This window comes from Geodermatophilus sp. SYSU D00663 (genome assembly GCF_054050655.1).
In genome coordinates, this window is the sequence record NZ_JBJGZT010000011.1 from 37569 (window position 1) to 54115 (window position 16547).

General features: G+C 75.1%; 14 protein-coding genes. 12 read left to right on the plus strand and 2 right to left on the minus strand.

Annotated features, from left to right (window positions below; translation table 11 throughout):
* Nucleotides 1-132: 132 nt before the first annotated feature.
* The 8 genes from cds1 (at nt 133) to ligA (ending at nt 10859) form a co-directional block, all read left to right on the plus strand.
* The gene (gene cds1, locus ACI79Z_RS10445; protein WP_456902586.1) at nt 133-1254 is read left to right on the plus strand and encodes an L-cysteine desulfhydrase Cds1; all 1122 of its coding nucleotides are present in this window, start codon (nt 133-135) and stop codon (nt 1252-1254) included.
* Between the two features lie 117 nt (nt 1255-1371).
* Nucleotides 1372-2151 (plus strand): electron transfer flavoprotein subunit beta/FixA family protein, encoded by a 780-nt coding sequence (locus tag ACI79Z_RS10450; RefSeq protein ID WP_387992592.1) that lies wholly within the window; start codon nt 1372-1374, stop codon nt 2149-2151.
* A gap of 39 nt (nt 2152-2190) precedes the next feature.
* Nucleotides 2191-3153, plus strand: coding sequence for an electron transfer flavoprotein subunit alpha/FixB family protein (locus tag ACI79Z_RS10455; protein WP_387992595.1), 963 nt, complete (start codon nt 2191-2193; stop codon nt 3151-3153).
* A gap of 180 nt (nt 3154-3333) precedes the next feature.
* Complete coding sequence (locus ACI79Z_RS10460) at nt 3334-4515, plus strand: cysteine desulfurase family protein (RefSeq protein ID WP_387992598.1); 1182 nt, start codon at nt 3334-3336, stop codon at nt 4513-4515.
* A 5-nt stretch (nt 4516-4520) separates the two neighbouring features.
* Complete coding sequence (gene mnmA, locus ACI79Z_RS10465) at nt 4521-5588, plus strand: tRNA 2-thiouridine(34) synthase MnmA (RefSeq protein WP_387992601.1); 1068 nt, start codon at nt 4521-4523, stop codon at nt 5586-5588.
* A gap of 164 nt (nt 5589-5752) precedes the next feature.
* Nucleotides 5753-7564 carry a bifunctional metallophosphatase/5'-nucleotidase gene (locus ACI79Z_RS10470; RefSeq protein WP_456902587.1) on the plus strand — a complete coding sequence of 604 codons (1812 nt, stop codon included), beginning with the start codon at nt 5753-5755 and terminating at the stop codon, nt 7562-7564.
* 57 nt (nt 7565-7621) lie between these two features.
* Entirely contained in the window at nt 7622-8650 is a 1029-nt protein-coding gene (locus tag ACI79Z_RS10475) for a methionine synthase (RefSeq protein WP_387992607.1), read from the plus strand.
* A 58-nt stretch (nt 8651-8708) separates the two neighbouring features.
* The gene (ligA, locus tag ACI79Z_RS10480; RefSeq protein ID WP_456902588.1) at nt 8709-10859 is read left to right on the plus strand and encodes an NAD-dependent DNA ligase LigA; all 2151 of its coding nucleotides are present in this window, start codon (nt 8709-8711) and stop codon (nt 10857-10859) included.
* 1 nt (nt 10860) lies between these two features.
* On the opposite strand, the gene ACI79Z_RS10485 is transcribed toward ligA, so the two are convergent.
* Nucleotides 10861-11541 (minus strand): ACT domain-containing protein, encoded by a 681-nt coding sequence (locus ACI79Z_RS10485; RefSeq protein WP_456902589.1) that lies wholly within the window; start codon nt 11539-11541, stop codon nt 10861-10863.
* 186 nt (nt 11542-11727) lie between these two features.
* Here ACI79Z_RS10485 and gatC point away from each other — a divergent pair, with 186 nt between their 5' ends.
* From gatC to gatB, 4 genes are read left to right on the plus strand one after another with little or no spacing between them, the layout of a single operon-like run.
* Complete coding sequence (gatC, locus tag ACI79Z_RS10490) at nt 11728-12057, plus strand: Asp-tRNA(Asn)/Glu-tRNA(Gln) amidotransferase subunit GatC (protein WP_387992616.1); 330 nt, start codon at nt 11728-11730, stop codon at nt 12055-12057.
* Nucleotides 12054-13550, plus strand: coding sequence for an Asp-tRNA(Asn)/Glu-tRNA(Gln) amidotransferase subunit GatA (gene gatA, locus ACI79Z_RS10495; protein ID WP_456902590.1), 1497 nt, complete (start codon nt 12054-12056; stop codon nt 13548-13550). Before gatC ends, gatA begins: the two co-directional genes overlap by 4 nt.
* Nucleotides 13547-13729, plus strand: coding sequence for a hypothetical protein (locus ACI79Z_RS10500; protein ID WP_387992622.1), 183 nt, complete (start codon nt 13547-13549; stop codon nt 13727-13729). The genes gatA and ACI79Z_RS10500 overlap by 4 nt, the downstream gene beginning before the upstream one ends.
* Nucleotides 13726-15225, plus strand: coding sequence for an Asp-tRNA(Asn)/Glu-tRNA(Gln) amidotransferase subunit GatB (gatB, locus tag ACI79Z_RS10505; protein ID WP_456902591.1), 1500 nt, complete (start codon nt 13726-13728; stop codon nt 15223-15225). The genes ACI79Z_RS10500 and gatB overlap by 4 nt, the downstream gene beginning before the upstream one ends.
* Before the next feature lie 52 nt (nt 15226-15277).
* On the opposite strand, the gene ACI79Z_RS10510 is transcribed toward gatB, so the two are convergent.
* Nucleotides 15278-16450 carry a PQQ-dependent sugar dehydrogenase gene (locus ACI79Z_RS10510; RefSeq protein WP_456902592.1) on the minus strand — a complete coding sequence of 391 codons (1173 nt, stop codon included), beginning with the start codon at nt 16448-16450 and terminating at the stop codon, nt 15278-15280.
* Nucleotides 16451-16547 lie beyond the last annotated feature (97 nt).

The window sequence follows — 16547 nt, forward strand, 5'->3', positions numbered from 1 at the left end:
GACCGGTTCGGCTCGCAGGTCCTCGTGCGGACCGCCGCGTCCCGCCGGACGGCGACGGTGCCACGACACAGGGTGCCCGGCGCCGCGCCGGTGTCGCCGCAGGTCGCCGGGGCCGTGCACGAGGATGGCCGGGTGAGCGAGCGCCCCAGCCCCGAGGACGGGGTCACCGACGTCGACCGGTCCGACCCCGCCGGGCGGGCGTGGGTGGAGAGGGCGATCGCCGTCGTCGAGGCCGACGCGGTGCGCAGCGCCGACACCCACCTGCTCGTCTACCCGCTGCCGCCGGAGTGGGGCGTCGACCTCTACCTCAAGGACGAGTCGACCCACCCGACCGGCAGCCTCAAGCACCGGCTGGCCCGCTCGCTGTTCCTGCACGCGCTGTGCTCGGGCTGGATCACCGAGGGCAGCACCGTCGTCGAGGCCTCCAGCGGGTCGACGGCGGTCAGCGAGGCCTACTTCGCCCGGATGCTGGGCCTGCCCTTCGTCGCGGTCATGCCCGCCTCGACCAGCCAGGAGAAGGTCGCGCTCATCGAGTTCGCCGGCGGGCGCTGCCACTTCGTCGACCACGCCCCCGACGTCTACGACGAGGCGCGCCGGCTGGCCGTCGAGTGCGGCGGGCACTACCTGGACCAGTTCAGCAACGCCGAGCGGGCCACCGACTGGCGCGGCAACAACACCATCGCCGAGTCGGTGTTCGAGCAGATGGCCCTGGAGCGCCACCCGGTGCCGGAGTGGGTCGTCGTCGGGGCGGGCACGGGCGGCACGAGCGCGACCTTCGGCCGCTACCTGCGCTACCGGCGGCACCCCACCCGGCTGGCCGTCGTCGACCCGGAGAACTCGGCGTTCTTCCCCGGCTGGGTGGAGGAGGAGCCGGGCTGGACGACGGGGATGCCGTCGCGGATCGAGGGGATCGGCCGGCCGCGGGTCGAGCCGTCGTTCCTGCCGTCGGTCGTCGACCGGATGATCCGCGTCCCTGACGCCGCGTCGCTGGCGGCGGTGCGGCACCTGGAGCGGGTGACCGGGCGGCTGGCCGGCGGCTCGACCGGCACCAACCTGTGGGGCGCCTTCCGGCTGGTCGCGGAGATGGTCGCCGAGGGACGGGCCGGCAGCGTGGTCACCCTGCTCTGCGACGGCGGCGAGCGGTACGCGCACACCTACCACTCCGACGTCTGGGTGGCCGAGCACGGACTGGACCTCGCGCCCCACCGGGCGGTCCTCGAGGAGTTCACCGCCACCGGCCGCTGGACGGCGTGACCGGGCTCACCGGCACCCCGGTCCGCCGCTCCGTTACCCCGCAGTAACCTCCACTATCGGAGCCAGGCGGGCCGCGGCCCGCGTCCCCCATGACCGACTGCGGAGGTAGGTCTGGCGATGAACATCGTCGTTCTGGTCAAGCAGGTCCCCGACTCGGGCACCCAGCGCTCGCTGGACCCGTCGGACAACACCGTCGCCCGCGCCACCGCGGACAACGTCATCAACGAGATCGACGAGTACGCGATCGAGGAGGCGCTGCAGGTCAAGGAGGCGCAGGGCGGCGAGGTCACCGTGCTGACCGTCGGCCCCGGCAGCGCCACCGACGCCATCCGCAAGGCCCTCTCGATGGGCGCGGACAAGGCCGTCCACGTGCAGGACGACGCCATCCACGGCTCGTGCGCCGTCCAGACCTCGGCGGTCCTCGCCGCGGCGCTGCAGCAGCTCGAGTACGACCTGGTCCTCATGGGCGCCACGTCGACCGACGGCCAGATGGGCGTCATGCCGGCGCTGCTGTCCGAGCGGCTGGGCATCCCGCAGGTCTCCGGCGCCCGCAAGCTCACCGTCGAGGGCTCGACGGTGAAGGTGGAGCGGCAGACCGACGGCGGCTACTGGGCCCTGGAGGCCCCGCTGCCGGCCATCGTGTCCACCTGGGACACCATCAACGAGCCGCGCTACCCCTCCTTCAAGGGGATCATGGCCGCGAAGAAGAAGCCGGTGGAGAGCCGGTCGCTGGCCGACCTGGGCGTGGACGCCTCGGCCGTCGGCCTCGCCACCGCCACCAGCCAGGTCCTCGACTTCGCCGGCCGCCCGCCGAAGGGCGAGGGCGTCAAGGTCACCGACGAGGGCAACGGCGCCGAGGAGCTCGTGGGCTTCCTCGCCGCCCAGAAGCTCGTCTGACCCGGCCCGGATCCGAAGCGAAGAGGAGACTGAACAGCCATGGCAGAGGTCCTGGTCCTCGTCGAGCTGAACCCGGCCGACGGCACCGTCCGCAAGGGCACCCTCGAGGCCCTCACCGCCGCACGCGCGCTGGGTGAGGTCTCGGCGGTCGTCGCCGGCGGCCCCGGCGTCGCCGCCGGTGCCCGCGAGCAGCTCGCCCAGTACGGCGCGGCGAAGGTCTACGTCGCCGAGTCCCCGGAGATCGACGAGTACCTCGTCGCCCCCAAGGCCGAGGTGCTCGCCCAGCTGGTGCAGCAGGCGTCCCCGGCCGCCGTCGTCATCCCGTCCTCCGCGGAGGGCCGGGAGGTCGCCGCGCGGCTGGCGCTCAAGACCGGCAGCGGCTTCCTGACCGACGTCAGCGAGATCGCCGCCGACGGCACCGCCACCCAGGTGGTCTTCGCCGGCCAGCAGATCGTCCACTCGAAGGTGACGACCGGCACCCCGATCTACACGCTGCGCGGCAACTCGGTCACCCCCGAGCCGGCCCCCGCCGCCGGTGAGGAGGTCCCGGTCGAGGTCAGCCTGTCCGACCAGGCGAAGCAGACCCGCGTCGTCGACCGGGTCGTGGAGCAGAAGAGCAACCGGCCCGAGCTGACCGAGGCCTCGATCGTCGTCTCCGGTGGCCGCGGTGTGGCCAGCGCGGAGAACTTCTCGATCATCGAGGCCCTGGCCGACTCGCTCGGCGCCGCCGTCGGTGCCTCGCGTGCCGCGGTCGACTCCGGCTTCTACCCGCACAGCTTCCAGGTCGGGCAGACCGGCAAGACCGTCTCGCCGCAGCTCTACATCGCCGTCGGCATCTCCGGCGCGATCCAGCACCGCGCCGGCATGCAGACCTCGAAGACGATCGTGGCCGTCAACAAGGACCCCGAGGCCCCGATCTTCGAGCTGGCCGACTTCGGCGTCGTCGGTGACCTCTTCCAGGTGGTGCCGGCCGCCACCGAGAAGATCGCCGCTCGCAAGTAGTCGGAGGACCGCGCTGCCCCCCGCACCACGCTCCGCGCGGCGCGGGCCCCTGCAGCGGGGCCGTCCCGGCACGTCACCAGCGACGGGCGCCGATCCCTCCGGGGGCCGGCGCCCGTCGCCGTCTCCGGGGTCACCGGCGTCACCCGAGCGGGTCCGTCGTGCGCGACTAACCTGGGCGGAGTGACCTACCTCGACCACGCGGCGACCACGCCGGTGCTCCCCGAGGTCCTGGCCGCGATGACGGAACAGCTCGGCCGGGTGGGCAACGCCTCCTCGCTGCACGCCAGCGGCCGCGCCGCGCGGCGGGCCGCCGAGCAGTCCCGGGAGCGGCTGGCCGAGGCGCTGGGCGCCCGCCCGTCGGAGGTGCTGTTCACCGGCGGGGGCACCGAGGGCGACAACCTCGCGGTGAAGGGCCTGTACTGGGCGCGACGCGAGGCCGACTCGCGCAGGCGGCGGCTCGTGGTGAGCCCGGCCGAGCACCACGCCGTCCTCGACAGCGCCGAGTGGCTGGCCAAGCACGAGGGCGCGGAGGTCACCTGGCTGCGCCTGGAGCCCACCGGGCGGGTGACGCCGGAGGCGCTGGCCGAGGCGCTGGGCGACGGCTCGGACGTCGCGGTGGCCAGCGTCATGTGGGCCAACAACGAGATCGGCACGGTCAGCGACGTCGCCGCGCTGGCGGAGGTGGCGCACGCGGCGGGGGTGCCGCTGCACACCGACGCGGTGCAGGCCGTCGGCCAGGTGCCGGTGGACTTCGCCGCCAGCGGCGTCGACGCGCTCACCATGACCGGCCACAAGCTCGGCGGCCCGATGGGCGCCGGGGTGCTGCTGCTGCGCCGCGACGCGGAGTGCATGCCGCTGCTGCACGGCGGCGGTCAGGAGCGCGACGTCCGCTCGGGCACCCTCGACGTGGCGGCCATCGTCGGCCTCGCCGTCGCCGTGACCACCGCCGCCGGCTCCCGGCCCGAGCGGGCCGAGCGGCTGGCCGCGCTGCGCGACCGGCTGGTGGCCGGGGTGCTCGAGCAGGTCCCCGACGCGCAGCTCAACGGCGCCCCGCTGGACGACGTCGTCGCCGGCGGGCCCGGCCGGCTGCCCGGCAACGCGCACCTGTCCTTCCCCGGCGCCGAGGGCGACGCGCTGCTCATGCTGCTCGACGCCCGCGGCATCGAGTGCTCGACCGGGTCGGCGTGCAGCGCCGGGGTGGCCCGGCCCAGCCACGTGCTCACCGCCGTCGGCGCCGACGCCGCCCGGGCGCGCAGCTCGCTGCGGTTCAGCCTGGGCTCGCCGAGCACCGGCGACGACGTCGACGCGCTGCTGGCCGTGATCGCCCCCGTGGTCGAGCGCGCCCGCGGGGCGGGGAGGTAGTGCTCGTGCGCGTGCTCGCCGCGATGAGCGGGGGAGTGGACAGCGCGGTCGCCGCGGCGCTGGCGGTCGACGCCGGCCACGACGTCACCGGGGTGCACCTCGCGCTCTCGCCGGACCGGCAGACGCTGCGCAGCGGCGCCCGCGGCTGCTGCAGCGTCGAGGACGCCCACGACGCCCGGCGGGTCGCCGACGAGCTCGGCATCCCGTTCTACGTCTGGGACCTCGCGGAGCGGTTCACCGAGGACGTCGTCGAGGACTTCGTCGCCGAGTACGCCGCCGGCCGCACGCCCAACCCGTGCCTGCGCTGCAACGAGAAGATCAAGTTCACCGCGGTGCTCGACCGGGCGCTGGCGCTCGGCTTCGACGCCGTCGTCACCGGCCACCACGCGCGGCTGGAGGGCGGCCGGCTGCGCCGGTCGGTGGACGCGGCCAAGGACCAGTCCTACGTGCTCGGCGTGCTCACCCCGCGCCAGCTGGCGGGGGCGGTGTTCCCGCTGGGGTCGATGACCAAGGAGCGGGTGCGCGCGATCGCCGCCGAGCGCGGGTTCGCCGTCGCGACCAAGCCGGACTCGCACGACATCTGCTTCATCCCCGACGGCGACACCCGCGGCTTCCTCACCCGGCGGCTGGGGACGGCGCCCGGGCCGGTCGTCGACGCCGCCACCGGCGCCACCGTCGGCACGCACGAGGGCACGCACGGGTTCACCGTGGGGCAGCGGCGCGGGCTGGGCATCGCCGTCGGCGACCAGCGGCCGCGCTACGTCCTGTCCATCGAGCCGGTCACCCGGACCGTGACGGTGGGGACCGCCGAGCTCGCCGGCGTCGCCGAGGTGCGCACCGGCCGGCCGACGTGGATCGGGGCGGCACCGCAGCTCCCGCTGCGCGCGGAGGTGCAGCTGCGGGCGCACGCGACCGCCGTCCCCTGCACGGTGACCGCCGGTCCCGACGGCGGCCTGGTGATCGCGCTCGACGAGGCGCAGCGCGGCGTCGCGCCCGGGCAGTCGGCCGTCCTCTACGCGCCCGACCCGGAGCGGGGCGACCTGGTGCTCGGTCAGGGGACCGTCAGCAGCTGACCGCCGGACACCTGATCGTCACCCGGAGGATCTGGTGTCGGAACCCTCCGTCACCTACCGTGTCGTCCGAGCCGCTTCCTGAGCACGGCTAGGTAGCTCGGCTCACGACCCCGCCCGGGCCACCGTCTCCGGTGGCCCGCTCCGCATGTCCTCCGGAGGACTCCTTGCGCCGAACGCGCTTCTCCCTCGCCGCCGCCGTCGCGGTGGCGACCACGGCCGGTCTCGTGGCCGTCCCGAGCGCGGCCCAGGCCGCGCCCAAGGACGTGACCGTCCAGCTGCTGGCCATGAACGACTTCCACGGCCGGATCACGCCGCAGACCGGGGCCGACGGCTCGCTGGCGACCGCGCCCGGTGCGGACGGCAAGCTCGGCACCTCGGACGACGTCACCGTGCCGGTCGGCGGCGCGCCGCAGATCGCCGCCACCGTGGAGCGTCTGCAGTCGACGTTCAAGGACACCACCCAGGGCCCGTCGACGTCGTTGTTCGTCGGTGCCGGCGACCTGGTCAGCGCCTCGTCGTTCGAGTCGAGCGTCTACAAGGACGAGCCGACGATCGAGGCCCTCAACGCCATGGGCCTGGACGTCTCCTCCGTGGGCAACCACGAGTTCGACCGGGGCACCGAGGAGCTGCGCCGCATCTCCGGCGCCACCGACGGCACCTACAGCGACGACGTCGAGGCGTGCGAGGGCATCACCCCCGGCGTCGACGGCTGCTTCGGCGAGGGCGAGCACGCCTTCCACGGCGCGGAGTTCCCCTACCTGGCCGCGAACGTCATCGACAACGCCACCGGCCGGCCGATGCTCCCGCCGTACCAGGTCTTCCAGACCCCGGCCAACCAGCGGTTCGCGCTCATCGGCGTGGTCACCGAGACCACCCCGACGATCGTCTCGCCCGACGGCGTCCGGGACGTGACCTTCATCGACGAGGCCGACGCGATCAACCAGTGGGTGCCGGAGCTGCAGCGCCAGGGCATCGAGGCGATCGGCGTCCTCGTCCACGAGGGCGGCGCGGTCACCGACCCGGCCGCCACCACCACGGCGAACAGCTGCACCGGGCTGACCGGCCCGATCGTCGACATCAACGCCCGCACCTCCGCGGCAGTCGACCTGATCGTCAGCGCGCACAGCCACAACGCCTACAACTGCCGCCTGGACGACCCGAGCGGCAAGCCCCGCCTGGTGACCCAGGCCGGCTACTACGGCCGCCTGGTCACCGACATCCGTCTCACCATCAGCCGCAGCACGGGCGACGTCGTGCGGACCGCGACCTACTCGGCCACCAACGTGCCGGTGACCCGCGAGGCCGCCGACCCCGAGGTGCAGTCGATCGTCGACTACTGGAACGCCCGCGCTGCCGAGTCCCGCAACGTCGTCGTCGGCTCGGCCACGGCGTTCATCGGCAACTCGGTCTCGAGCCAGCGCGGCGCCGAGCAGCCGATCGGCAACCTGGTCGCCGAGGCCCAGCGGGTGGCGCTGCAGCAGGCGCAGTTCGGCAACCCGGTCATCGCCTTCATGAACCCAGGCGGCGTGCGGGCCAACATCGAGGCCGGTGAGGTCACCTACGGCGAGCTGTTCGCCGTCCAGCCCTTCGGCAACACGGTCAACGCGATCACGCTCACCGGCGCGCAGATCGACGACGTGCTGGAGCAGCAGTTCCAGCTGGGCGGGGGCCCGCGCAACAGCCAGCTGGTGCTGGGCACCTCGGCCGGGTTCAGCTACCGGTACGACCTGACCCGGCCCTACGGGGACCGGGTGGTCGACAGCTCGATCACGCTGAACGGCACCGTGCTCTCGGCGAACGCCCCGTACCGGGTCGCCGCCAACTCGTTCCTCGTCACCGGTGGTGACCGCTTCGACGCCTTCACCGGCGGGACGGACCCGGTCACCGGCCCGGTCGACGTCGACGCCCTGGTGGCGTACTTCGCGACGCAGTCCCCGGTCAGCCCGCCGGCCGCGAACCACGGCCTGCCCGTCTGACCGACGCACCGTCCGGGCCCGGCCGGTCACGGCGGCGGCGGTACTACCGTCGCCGCCGTGGCCACCCCGACCGAGCCCGACCCGACCGGCACCGACCCGAGGCCGGCTCCCGCACCGTGGGGGCCGGCCTCCGGCGTCGGGTCGCTGCCCGGCACCGACCCGGCCGAGGCCCTGCGGGTCGTCCTGGGGGAGCTGCCGGGCCTGCCGCACCTGCCCGAGCTGCCCGCCCGCGGCGCGGGTGCGGACCTGCTCGGCCGCAGCGCCGCCCTCCTCGTCGACCTCGCCGTCGACCTGACCCCCGCCGGCTGGCGTCTCGTGCCGCGCCCCGGCCGGGACCTGCGCCGCGCCCAGGAGCTCCTCGCCCGCGACCTCGACGCCCTGCACGACGTCGCCGGTGGCCACCGCGGCCCGTTCAAGGTGCAGGCCGCGGGGCCGTGGACGCTGGCCGCCGGCCTCGAGCGGGAGCGCGGCGAGCGGGCCGTCGTCGACGCCGGCGCCCGCCGCGACCTCGGGCAGTCGCTGGCCGAGGGCATCGCCGCGCACGTCGCGGCCGTGACCGCGCGGGTGCCCGGCGCGCAGGTCGTCGTCCAGCTCGACGAGCCCTCGCTGCCGGCGGTCCTGCAGGGCGCGCTGCCGACGGCGAGCGGGTTCGGCCGGCTGCCCGCCGTCGCCGCGCCCGACGTCGAGGCGGAGCTCGCCGCGGTCGTGACCGCGCTGCCCGTCCCGGTGGTCGTGCACTGCTGCGCGAACCGGGCGCCGCTGGACCTGCTGCGCGCCACGGGCGCGGCCGGGCTGTCGTTCGACCTCGGGCTGGTCCAGGACCTCGACGCCGTCGGCGCCGCCGTCGAGGCCGGCACCCACCTGCTGCCCGGCGTCGTCCCCGGGACCGACGCGCCGCTGCCGGCGCCGAAGGCCACCGCCTCGCGGCTGCGCGCCTGGTGGCGCGAGCTCGGCTTCCCGGCCGAGACGCTGCACGAGGCGGTCACCCTCACCCCGGCCTGCGGCCTGGCCGGCGCGAGCCCCGCCCACGCGCGGGCGGCGATGGCCCACGTCCGCGAGGCCGCGCGGTACCTGCTGCCCGAGTGACCGACACCCGATCGGGCGGACCGGCACCGGAGTCAGACCCGGCGGATACCGTGCCCGCGTGAGCACGGACGCCGAGCTGGACACCCCGCACGTCGCCGCGGTCGCCGAGCGGGAGGACCTCACCGAGGTCCCCGACGACGCGCGCACGCGCCACCGCGACCTGTCCGAGGAGCTCGACCGCTACGCCTTCGCGTACTACGTGCGCGACGAGCCGCTGGTCAGCGACGGTCAGTACGACGAGCTCATGGCCCAGCTCAAGGCCATCGAGGCCGACCACCCGGCGCTGGTCACGCCGGACTCGCCGAGCCAGAAGGTCAACGGCGGGTTCACCGCCACCTTCGCCCCGGTCCGGCACCTCGAGCGCATGCAGAGCCTGGACAACGTCTTCGACGCCGACGAGCTGTCGGCGTGGGCCGCGCGGGTCACCCGCGACGCCGGGGCGGGCGTGCGCTGGCTGTGCGAGCTCAAGGTCGACGGGGTCGCGGTCGCGCTGGTCTACGAGGACGGCCGGCTGGTCCGCGCGGCCACCCGCGGCGACGGGACGACGGGGGAGGACGTCACCCCCAACGTGCGCACGATGGCCGACGTCCCGCAGCAGCTGACCGGCGACGACGTGCCCGCGCTGCTGGAGGTGCGCGGCGAGATCTACTTCCCGACGGCGGCCTTCGCCGACGTCAACGCCGGCATGGTCGAGCAGGGCAAGCCGCCGTTCGCCAACCCGCGCAACGCCGCAGCGGGCTCGCTGCGGCAGAAGGACCCGCGGGTGACCGCCTCCCGGCCGCTGCGGCTGGTGGTGCACGGCCTCGGTGCGCGGCGCGGCTTCGAGCCGGAGCGGCAGTCGGAGGCCTACGAGCGGCTGCGCGCGCTCGGCCTGCCGGTGAGCGACCGGTTCGCGGTGGTCGACGACCTCGAGGCGGTGTGGGCCTACGTCGAGCGCTACCGCGAGCAGCGGCACTCGGTGGAGCACGAGATCGACGGCGTCGTCGTCAAGGTCGACCAGGTCGCGCTGCAGCGGCGGCTGGGCTCGACGGCGCGGGCGCCGCGCTGGGCGATCGCGTTCAAGTACCCGCCGGAGGAGGCCACCACCAAGCTCCTCGACATCCGGGTCAACGTCGGGCGCACCGGCCGCGTGACGCCGTTCGCCTACATGGAGCCGGTCAAGGTCGCCGGCTCCACCGTGCAGCTGGCCACGTTGCACAACGCCAGCGAGGTCAAGCGCAAGGGCGTGCTCATCGGCGACACGGTCGTCATCCGCAAGGCCGGCGACGTCATCCCCGAGGTCCTCGGGCCCGTCGTCGCCGCGCGCACCGGCGACGAGACCGAGTTCGTCATGCCGACGCACTGCCCCGAGTGCGGCACCGAGCTGCGGCACGAGAAGGAGGGCGACGCCGACATCCGCTGCCCGAACGCCCGGTCCTGCCCGGCGCAGCTGCGGGAGCGCGTCTTCCACGTGGCCGGCCGCGGCGCCTTCGACATCGAGGTGCTCGGTTACGAGGCTGCGATCGCGCTGCTGGCCGAGCACCTGCTCGAGGACGAGGGCGACGTCTTCGACCTCACCGAGGAGAAGCTCCGCGGCACCGACTTCTTCACCAAGAAGGACGGCACGCTCTCGGCCAACGGGCAGCGGCTGCTGGCCAACCTGCAGGCGCGCAAGGACGTGCCGCTGTGGCGGGTGCTCGTGGCCCTGTCGATCCGGCACGTGGGGCCGACCGCCGCCCAGGCGCTGGCCCGCGACTTCCGCTCGCTGGACCGGATCGCCGAGGCGTCGGAGGAGGAGCTCGCCGCCGCCGACGGCGTGGGCCCGACCATCGCCCGCTCGGTGCGCGACTGGTTCGCCGTCGACTGGCACCGCGAGGTCGTGGAGAAGTGGCGCCGGGCCGGCGTGAAGCTGGCCGACGCCGGCGAGGACACCCCGCCCGGGCCGCTGACCGGCGTCACCGTCGTCGTCACGGGGTCGCTGCGCGACTACAGCCGCGACCAGGCGATCGCCGCGATCCAGGAGCGCGGCGGCAAGGTGACCGGGTCGGTGTCGAAGAAGACCGGCTTCGTGGTGGTCGGCGCCGACCCCGGCAGCAAGTACGACAAGGCCGTGCAGGTCAAGGCGCCGATCCTCGACGACGACGGCCTGCGCGTGCTGCTCGAGGAGGGGCCCGAGGCCGCCCGCGCGGTCGCGACGACCGGCGACGGGAGCGAGCCGGCGGGGGAGTGAGTCAGGCCGGGGGCAGGTGGGCGACGCTGGCGGCGATCCCGGTGAGGTGGGTCAGCCGCAGCAGCTCCGAGCGGCGGTAGGCGGGCCCGCCCGAGCGCCCCAGGACGACGGCGGTGTGCGGGTCGCCGAAGGGCGCGGCCATCATCTCGACGGCCATCTCCCGCCAGCGCTCGGGCAGCCAGTCGTCCTCGCTGGGCAGCAGCCGCGGCGAGGACAGCGGCAGCCACGGCAGCCGCATGCCCTCGAACGCCGGTGCCGCGTCGGAGGCGGCCAGCACCTCGCAGCCGCCGGCGCCGTCGGCGTGCAGCACCGCCGCCCAGCCGCTGTGGAACACCCGCGGCAGCTCGGCGGCCAGCAGCTTGACCGCGAGGGTGGGCGGAGGTGACTCGGCCGCCCGGGCCAGCCCCTCGAGCAGGTCGAGCTCGCGGTGGGTGTCCAGCTGCCCGGCGAAGGGGCGCAGTGTCTCCACCTGGACGCCGGGCACCGACTGCACGGCGGTGATCAGGCTGTCCGGGAGCCGGCCGGGCGGGAGGTCGACCACGACGTCGTCGACGGCGACGCCGTTGCCGCGCTCCAGCACGTCCACCGAGACGATGTCGACGCCCGCCGTGCCCAGGGCGGTCGCCACCGCGCCGAGCAGACCGGGACGGTCGGGCACGACCAGCCGCAGGAGATAGGACACGGGTGCCTCCGCAGGCGACGAGGTGAGCCGATCTCCGTCGATCGTGGGTCCGAGCAGCTTCCCCCATGCGGAGCCCGGGGTCGAGCACCGCGCCCGGCCGGACCGGCGCCCCACCGTCCCCACGTACAGTGAACAGGTTGCGTCCCTGGCGCCGGCCGGCGCCGACGACAGGAGTCCTCCCCCAGCATGAGCCCCACCACGCCCGACCGCGGAGCGTCGCCCGCCCTCGGCCGCCAGGACATCGCGCACCTCGCGCGGCTGGCCCGGCTGGCCGTCACCGACGAGGAGCTCGACCGCTTCGCCGGCCAGCTGGGCGCGGTCCTCGACGCGGTGGCCCAGGTGCAGCGCGCCGACGTCGAGGACGTCGCCCCGATGACCCACGCCGTCCCGCTGACCAACGTGCTGCGCGACGACGTCGCCACCCCGTGCCTGCCGCGCGACGCCGTCCTGGCCGGCGCGCCCGCCGCCGAGGACGGCCGCTTCCGCGTGCCGCGCATCCTGGGGGAGGAGGAGTGAGCGACCTCACCGCCCTGCCGGTCACCGCGCTGCAGAGCGCGCTCGCCGCCGGCGAGACCTCCGCCGTCGAGGTCACCCGCGCCCACCTGGACCGCATCGCCGCCGAGGACGGCGACCTCGGCGCCTACCTGCACGTCGACGCCGAGGCCGCGCTGCGGCGGGCCGGCGAGATCGACGCCTCGGGCACCGCCGGCACGGGGCTCGCGGGCATCCCGGTCGCGCTCAAGGACGTCTTCGTCACCGAGGGCGTGCCCACCACCAGCGGCTCGCGGATCCTCGAGGGCTGGCGACCGCCGTACTCGGCCACCGTCGCCACCCGGCTGCACGAGGCCGGTACGGTGCTGCTCGGCAAGACCAACATGGACGAGTTCGCGATGGGCTCGTCCACCGAGAACTCCGCCTACAAGGTCACCCGCAACCCGTGGGACCGCGACCGCATCCCCGGCGGCTCCTCGGGCGGCTCCAGCGCCGCGGTGGCAGGCCGGCTCGCCCCGTTCGCGCTCGGCACCGACACCGGCGGCTCGATCCGCCAGCCCGCAGCGGTCACCGGCCTGGTCGGCCACAAGCCCACCTACGGCTCGGTGTCGCGCTACGGCCTGATCGCGTTCTCCTCCAGCCTCGACCAGGCCGGCCCGATGGCCCGCACGGTCATGGACGCCGCCCTGCTGCACGAGGCGATCGGCGGTCACGACCCGCGCGACTCCACGAGCATCGACGCCCCCGTGCCCACCGTCGTCGAGGCCGCCCGCCGCGGCGCCGGCGGTGACCTGTCCGGCCTGCGGGTCGGCGTCGTCCGGGAGCTGGGCGGCGAGGGCGCGCGCGAGGGCTACGACGCCGGCGTGCTCGAGCGGTTCGCCGAGTCGGTCGCGCTGCTGGAGGCGGCCGGCGCCGAGGTGCACGAGGTCTCCTGCCCGTCGTTCGGGCTGGCGCTGCCGGCGTACTACCTGATCGCGCCGAGCGAGGCGTCGTCGAACCTGGCCCGCTTCGAGGGCATGCGGTTCGGCATCCGGGTCGGCGACGACGGCACCCGCGACATCGACGAGGTCATGGCGCTCACCCGCGAGCAGGGCTTCGGCGCCGAGGTCAAGCGCCGGATCATCCTCGGTACCTACGCGCTGTCGGCGGGCTACTACGACGCCTACTACGGCCAGGCGCAGAAGGTGCGCTCGCTCATCACCCGCGACTTCTCCGCCGCCTTCGACGGCGGCGTCGACGTGCTGGTCAGCCCGACCAGCCCGACGGTGGCCTGGCCGATCGGCGCCCGCGTCGACGACCCGCTGGCCATGTACGCCGCCGACCTGTGCACGCTGCCCGCGAGCCTGGCCGGCGTCCCGGCCATCTCGGTGCCGTGCGGGCTGTCGGAGGGGCTGCCGGTCGGCCTGCAGGTGATGGCGCCGGCGCTGGCCGACGACCGCTGCTACCGGGTGGCCGCCGCCGTCGAGGCGGCCCAGGGCGCGCCGCTCGCCGACCGGCTCGCGGAGCGTGCCGCGTGACCGGCCCGCTCAAGGCCGCCTGGGGCCTGGTGGCCTTCGTCGTCCTGGCCGGCCTGGTGCTCTGGCTGGTCACCGGCAGGGCCGTCTTCGCCGTCTTCATCGTCCTGGGCGTGCTGACCGGCCTCGGTGCCTGGGTCACCGGCCGCAGCACCACCCCGAAGGGAGGGCCCACCCCGTGACCGAGCCCCTCGTCGACCTCGACGACGTCCTCACCCGCTACGAGCCGGTCATCGGCCTGGAGACCCACGTCGAGCTGGGCACCGAGTCGAAGATGTTCTGCGGCTGCTCGACGACGTTCGGCGCCGAGCCCAACACCCAGACCTGCCCGGTCTGCCTCGGCCTGCCCGGGTCGCTGCCGGTGGCCAACGCCACCGCCGTCGAGTCGACCATCCGGATCGGCCTGGCGCTGGGCTGCCGGATCGCGTCCTGGTCGCGCTTCGCCCGGAAGAACTACTTCTACCCGGACATCCCGAAGGGCTTCCAGACCAGCCAGTACGACGAGCCGCTGTGCACCGCCGGGCACCTCGACGTCGAGGTGGACGGCGAGACCTACCGCGTGGAGATCGAGCGGGTGCACCTCGAGGAGGACACCGGCAAGAACCTGCACGTCGGCGGCGCCACCGGCCGCATCCACGGTGCCGACCACTCGCTGGTCGACTTCAACCGCGCCGGCATCCCGCTGGTGGAGATCGTCACCCGCCCCGTGGCCGGCGCCGGCGCCATGGCCCCCGAGGTCGCCCGCGCCTACGTCACCGAGCTGCGCGAGATCATCCAGACCCTCGGCGCCTCGGACGTGCGGATGGAGCAGGGCAGCCTGCGCTGCGACGTCAACACCTCGCTCGCGCCGATCGGCAGCCTGGAGTGGGGCACCCGCACCGAGACCAAGAACGTCAACTCGCTGCGGTCGGTGGAGCGGGCGGTGCGCTACGAGATGCGCCGGCAGGCCGCCGTCCTCGACGCCGGCGGGCGGGTGCTGCAGGAGACCAGGCACTTCCACGAGGACACCGGCAGCACCTCGCCGGGCCGCAGCAAGGAGGAGGCGACCGACTACCGGTACTTCCCCGAGCCCGACCTCGTGCCGCTCGCGCCCGACGCCGAGTGGGTGGAGAAGCTGGCCGCCGGGCTGCCCGAGCTGCCCGCCGCCCGCCGCCGCCGGCTGCAGGAGGAGTGGGGCCTGTCGGCCACCGAGATGACCTGGCTGGTCAACGCCGGGGCGCTCGGGCTGGTCGAGCAGACCGTCGCCGCCGGCGCCACGCCGGCCGACGCCCGCAAGTGGTGGCTGGGCGAGCTCGCCCGCCGGGCCAACGACGCCGGCGTCGAGCTCGCCGACCTCGCCGTCACCCCGGCCCAGGTCGCCGAGCTGACGGCGCTGGTCGCCGAGGGCACCGTCAACGACAAGCTGGCCCGTCAGGCGCTCGACGGCGTCCTGGCCGGCGAGGGCGACCCGCGCGCCGTCGTCGAGGCCCGGGGCCTGGCGGTGATGGGGGAGTCCGACGAGCTCGTCGCCGCCGTCGAGGCCGCGATCGCCGGCGCGCCCGACGTCGTGGAGAAGGTGCGCTCGGGCAAGGTCCAGGCGCTCGGCGCGCTGGTCGGGCAGGTCATGAAGGCCACCCGCGGCCAGGCCGACGCCCCGACCGTGCGCCGGATGCTCGAGGAGCGCGTCCTCGGCAGCTGACCTGCGGGCACTCCCGCGGATCCGCACCGTGCGGGTCCGCGGGAGTGCACGGTCACACGGGGGAGGAGCCGGTCGACGACGGCGGCAGGATCCGCAGCACCTTGTCGTCGTCCTCGGCGGGGGCGCCGATGCCGTCCCGGTTGGACGTGGTCACCCACAGCGCGCCCTCGCTGTCGAGCACGACGGTGCGCAGCCGGCCGTAGCGGCCGCTGATGAGCTCGGTCGGGTCCCCGCTGACCCCGCCGTCGCCGTCGAGCTGGACGACGTGCACCCGCTGGCCGTCGAGCGCGCCGAGGAACACCGTGGTCCCCGCGGCGGCGCAGCCGCCCAGGCCGCCCTCGGCGTTGCCGACCTCGAACAGCGGCGCCATCGTCCCGGGGCCGGCGGCCGGCCAGCCGTGGTCGCTGCCCTCGACCAGCTCGTTGAGCTCGTCGGGCCCGGCGGAGGACTCGTCGACGGCGTAGAGCGTGCCCGCCTCGTCGCCGGACGGGCAGACCGCCGTGACGTCGGAGAAGCCGCGGCTGTACACGGGGCCCGAGGCGGTCGCGGGCTGGCCGAAGACGTCGACGTGCAGCACCTTGCCGCCGAGCGAGGCCGGGTCCTGCGCCAGCGCCGGGTTGCCGGTGTCGCCGGTGCCGACGAACAGGGTGCCGTCGGGGGCGAACGCGAGCCCGCCGCCGTTGTGCACCTCACCGCGGGGGATGCCGGTGAGCACCGGGTTGGGCGTGCCGCCGAGCGGGAAGCGGACGACGCGGTTGTCGGTGGCCGTCGAGACGTAGGCGTAGAACAGCCCGTCCTCGTCGAACGTGGGGGACAGCGCCAGGCCGAGCAGCCCGCCGTCGCCGCCGGTGTCGACGCCGGGCAGGACCATGAGCTCCTGCGCGGGCGACCGGTCGGGGAAGACGTGCAGCAGCCGGCCGGTCTCCCGCTCGCCCACGACCGCGCTGCCGTCGGGCAGCACGACCAGCCCGGTGGGCACCAGCAGGTCGGTGGCGACGACGTTCGGGTCGCCGGCGGTGGTGCCGGAGCCGGGGTCCGCGGGGTCGCCGGGCGAGGGCGCGGGGGAGGACTCGGTGGGCGGCCCGACCTCGGGCGGCGCCCCCTCGGGCAGCGGCCGGAACGGCCCGGCCGGCTCGTAGCCGTCCTCGCCGCAGCCGGCGAGCACGAGCGCCAGGGCGACCGCGCAGCCCGCCGCGGCGCCGCGCCGTCCCCGCTGCCGCCTCACCCGCTCCACAGTACGGGCGCGACGCCACCGGCAGCCGCACGCCGGGCACCGCTCCGGCACGCGCGCAGCGCCCCGGAGCGGTGCCCGTCCCCGGTAG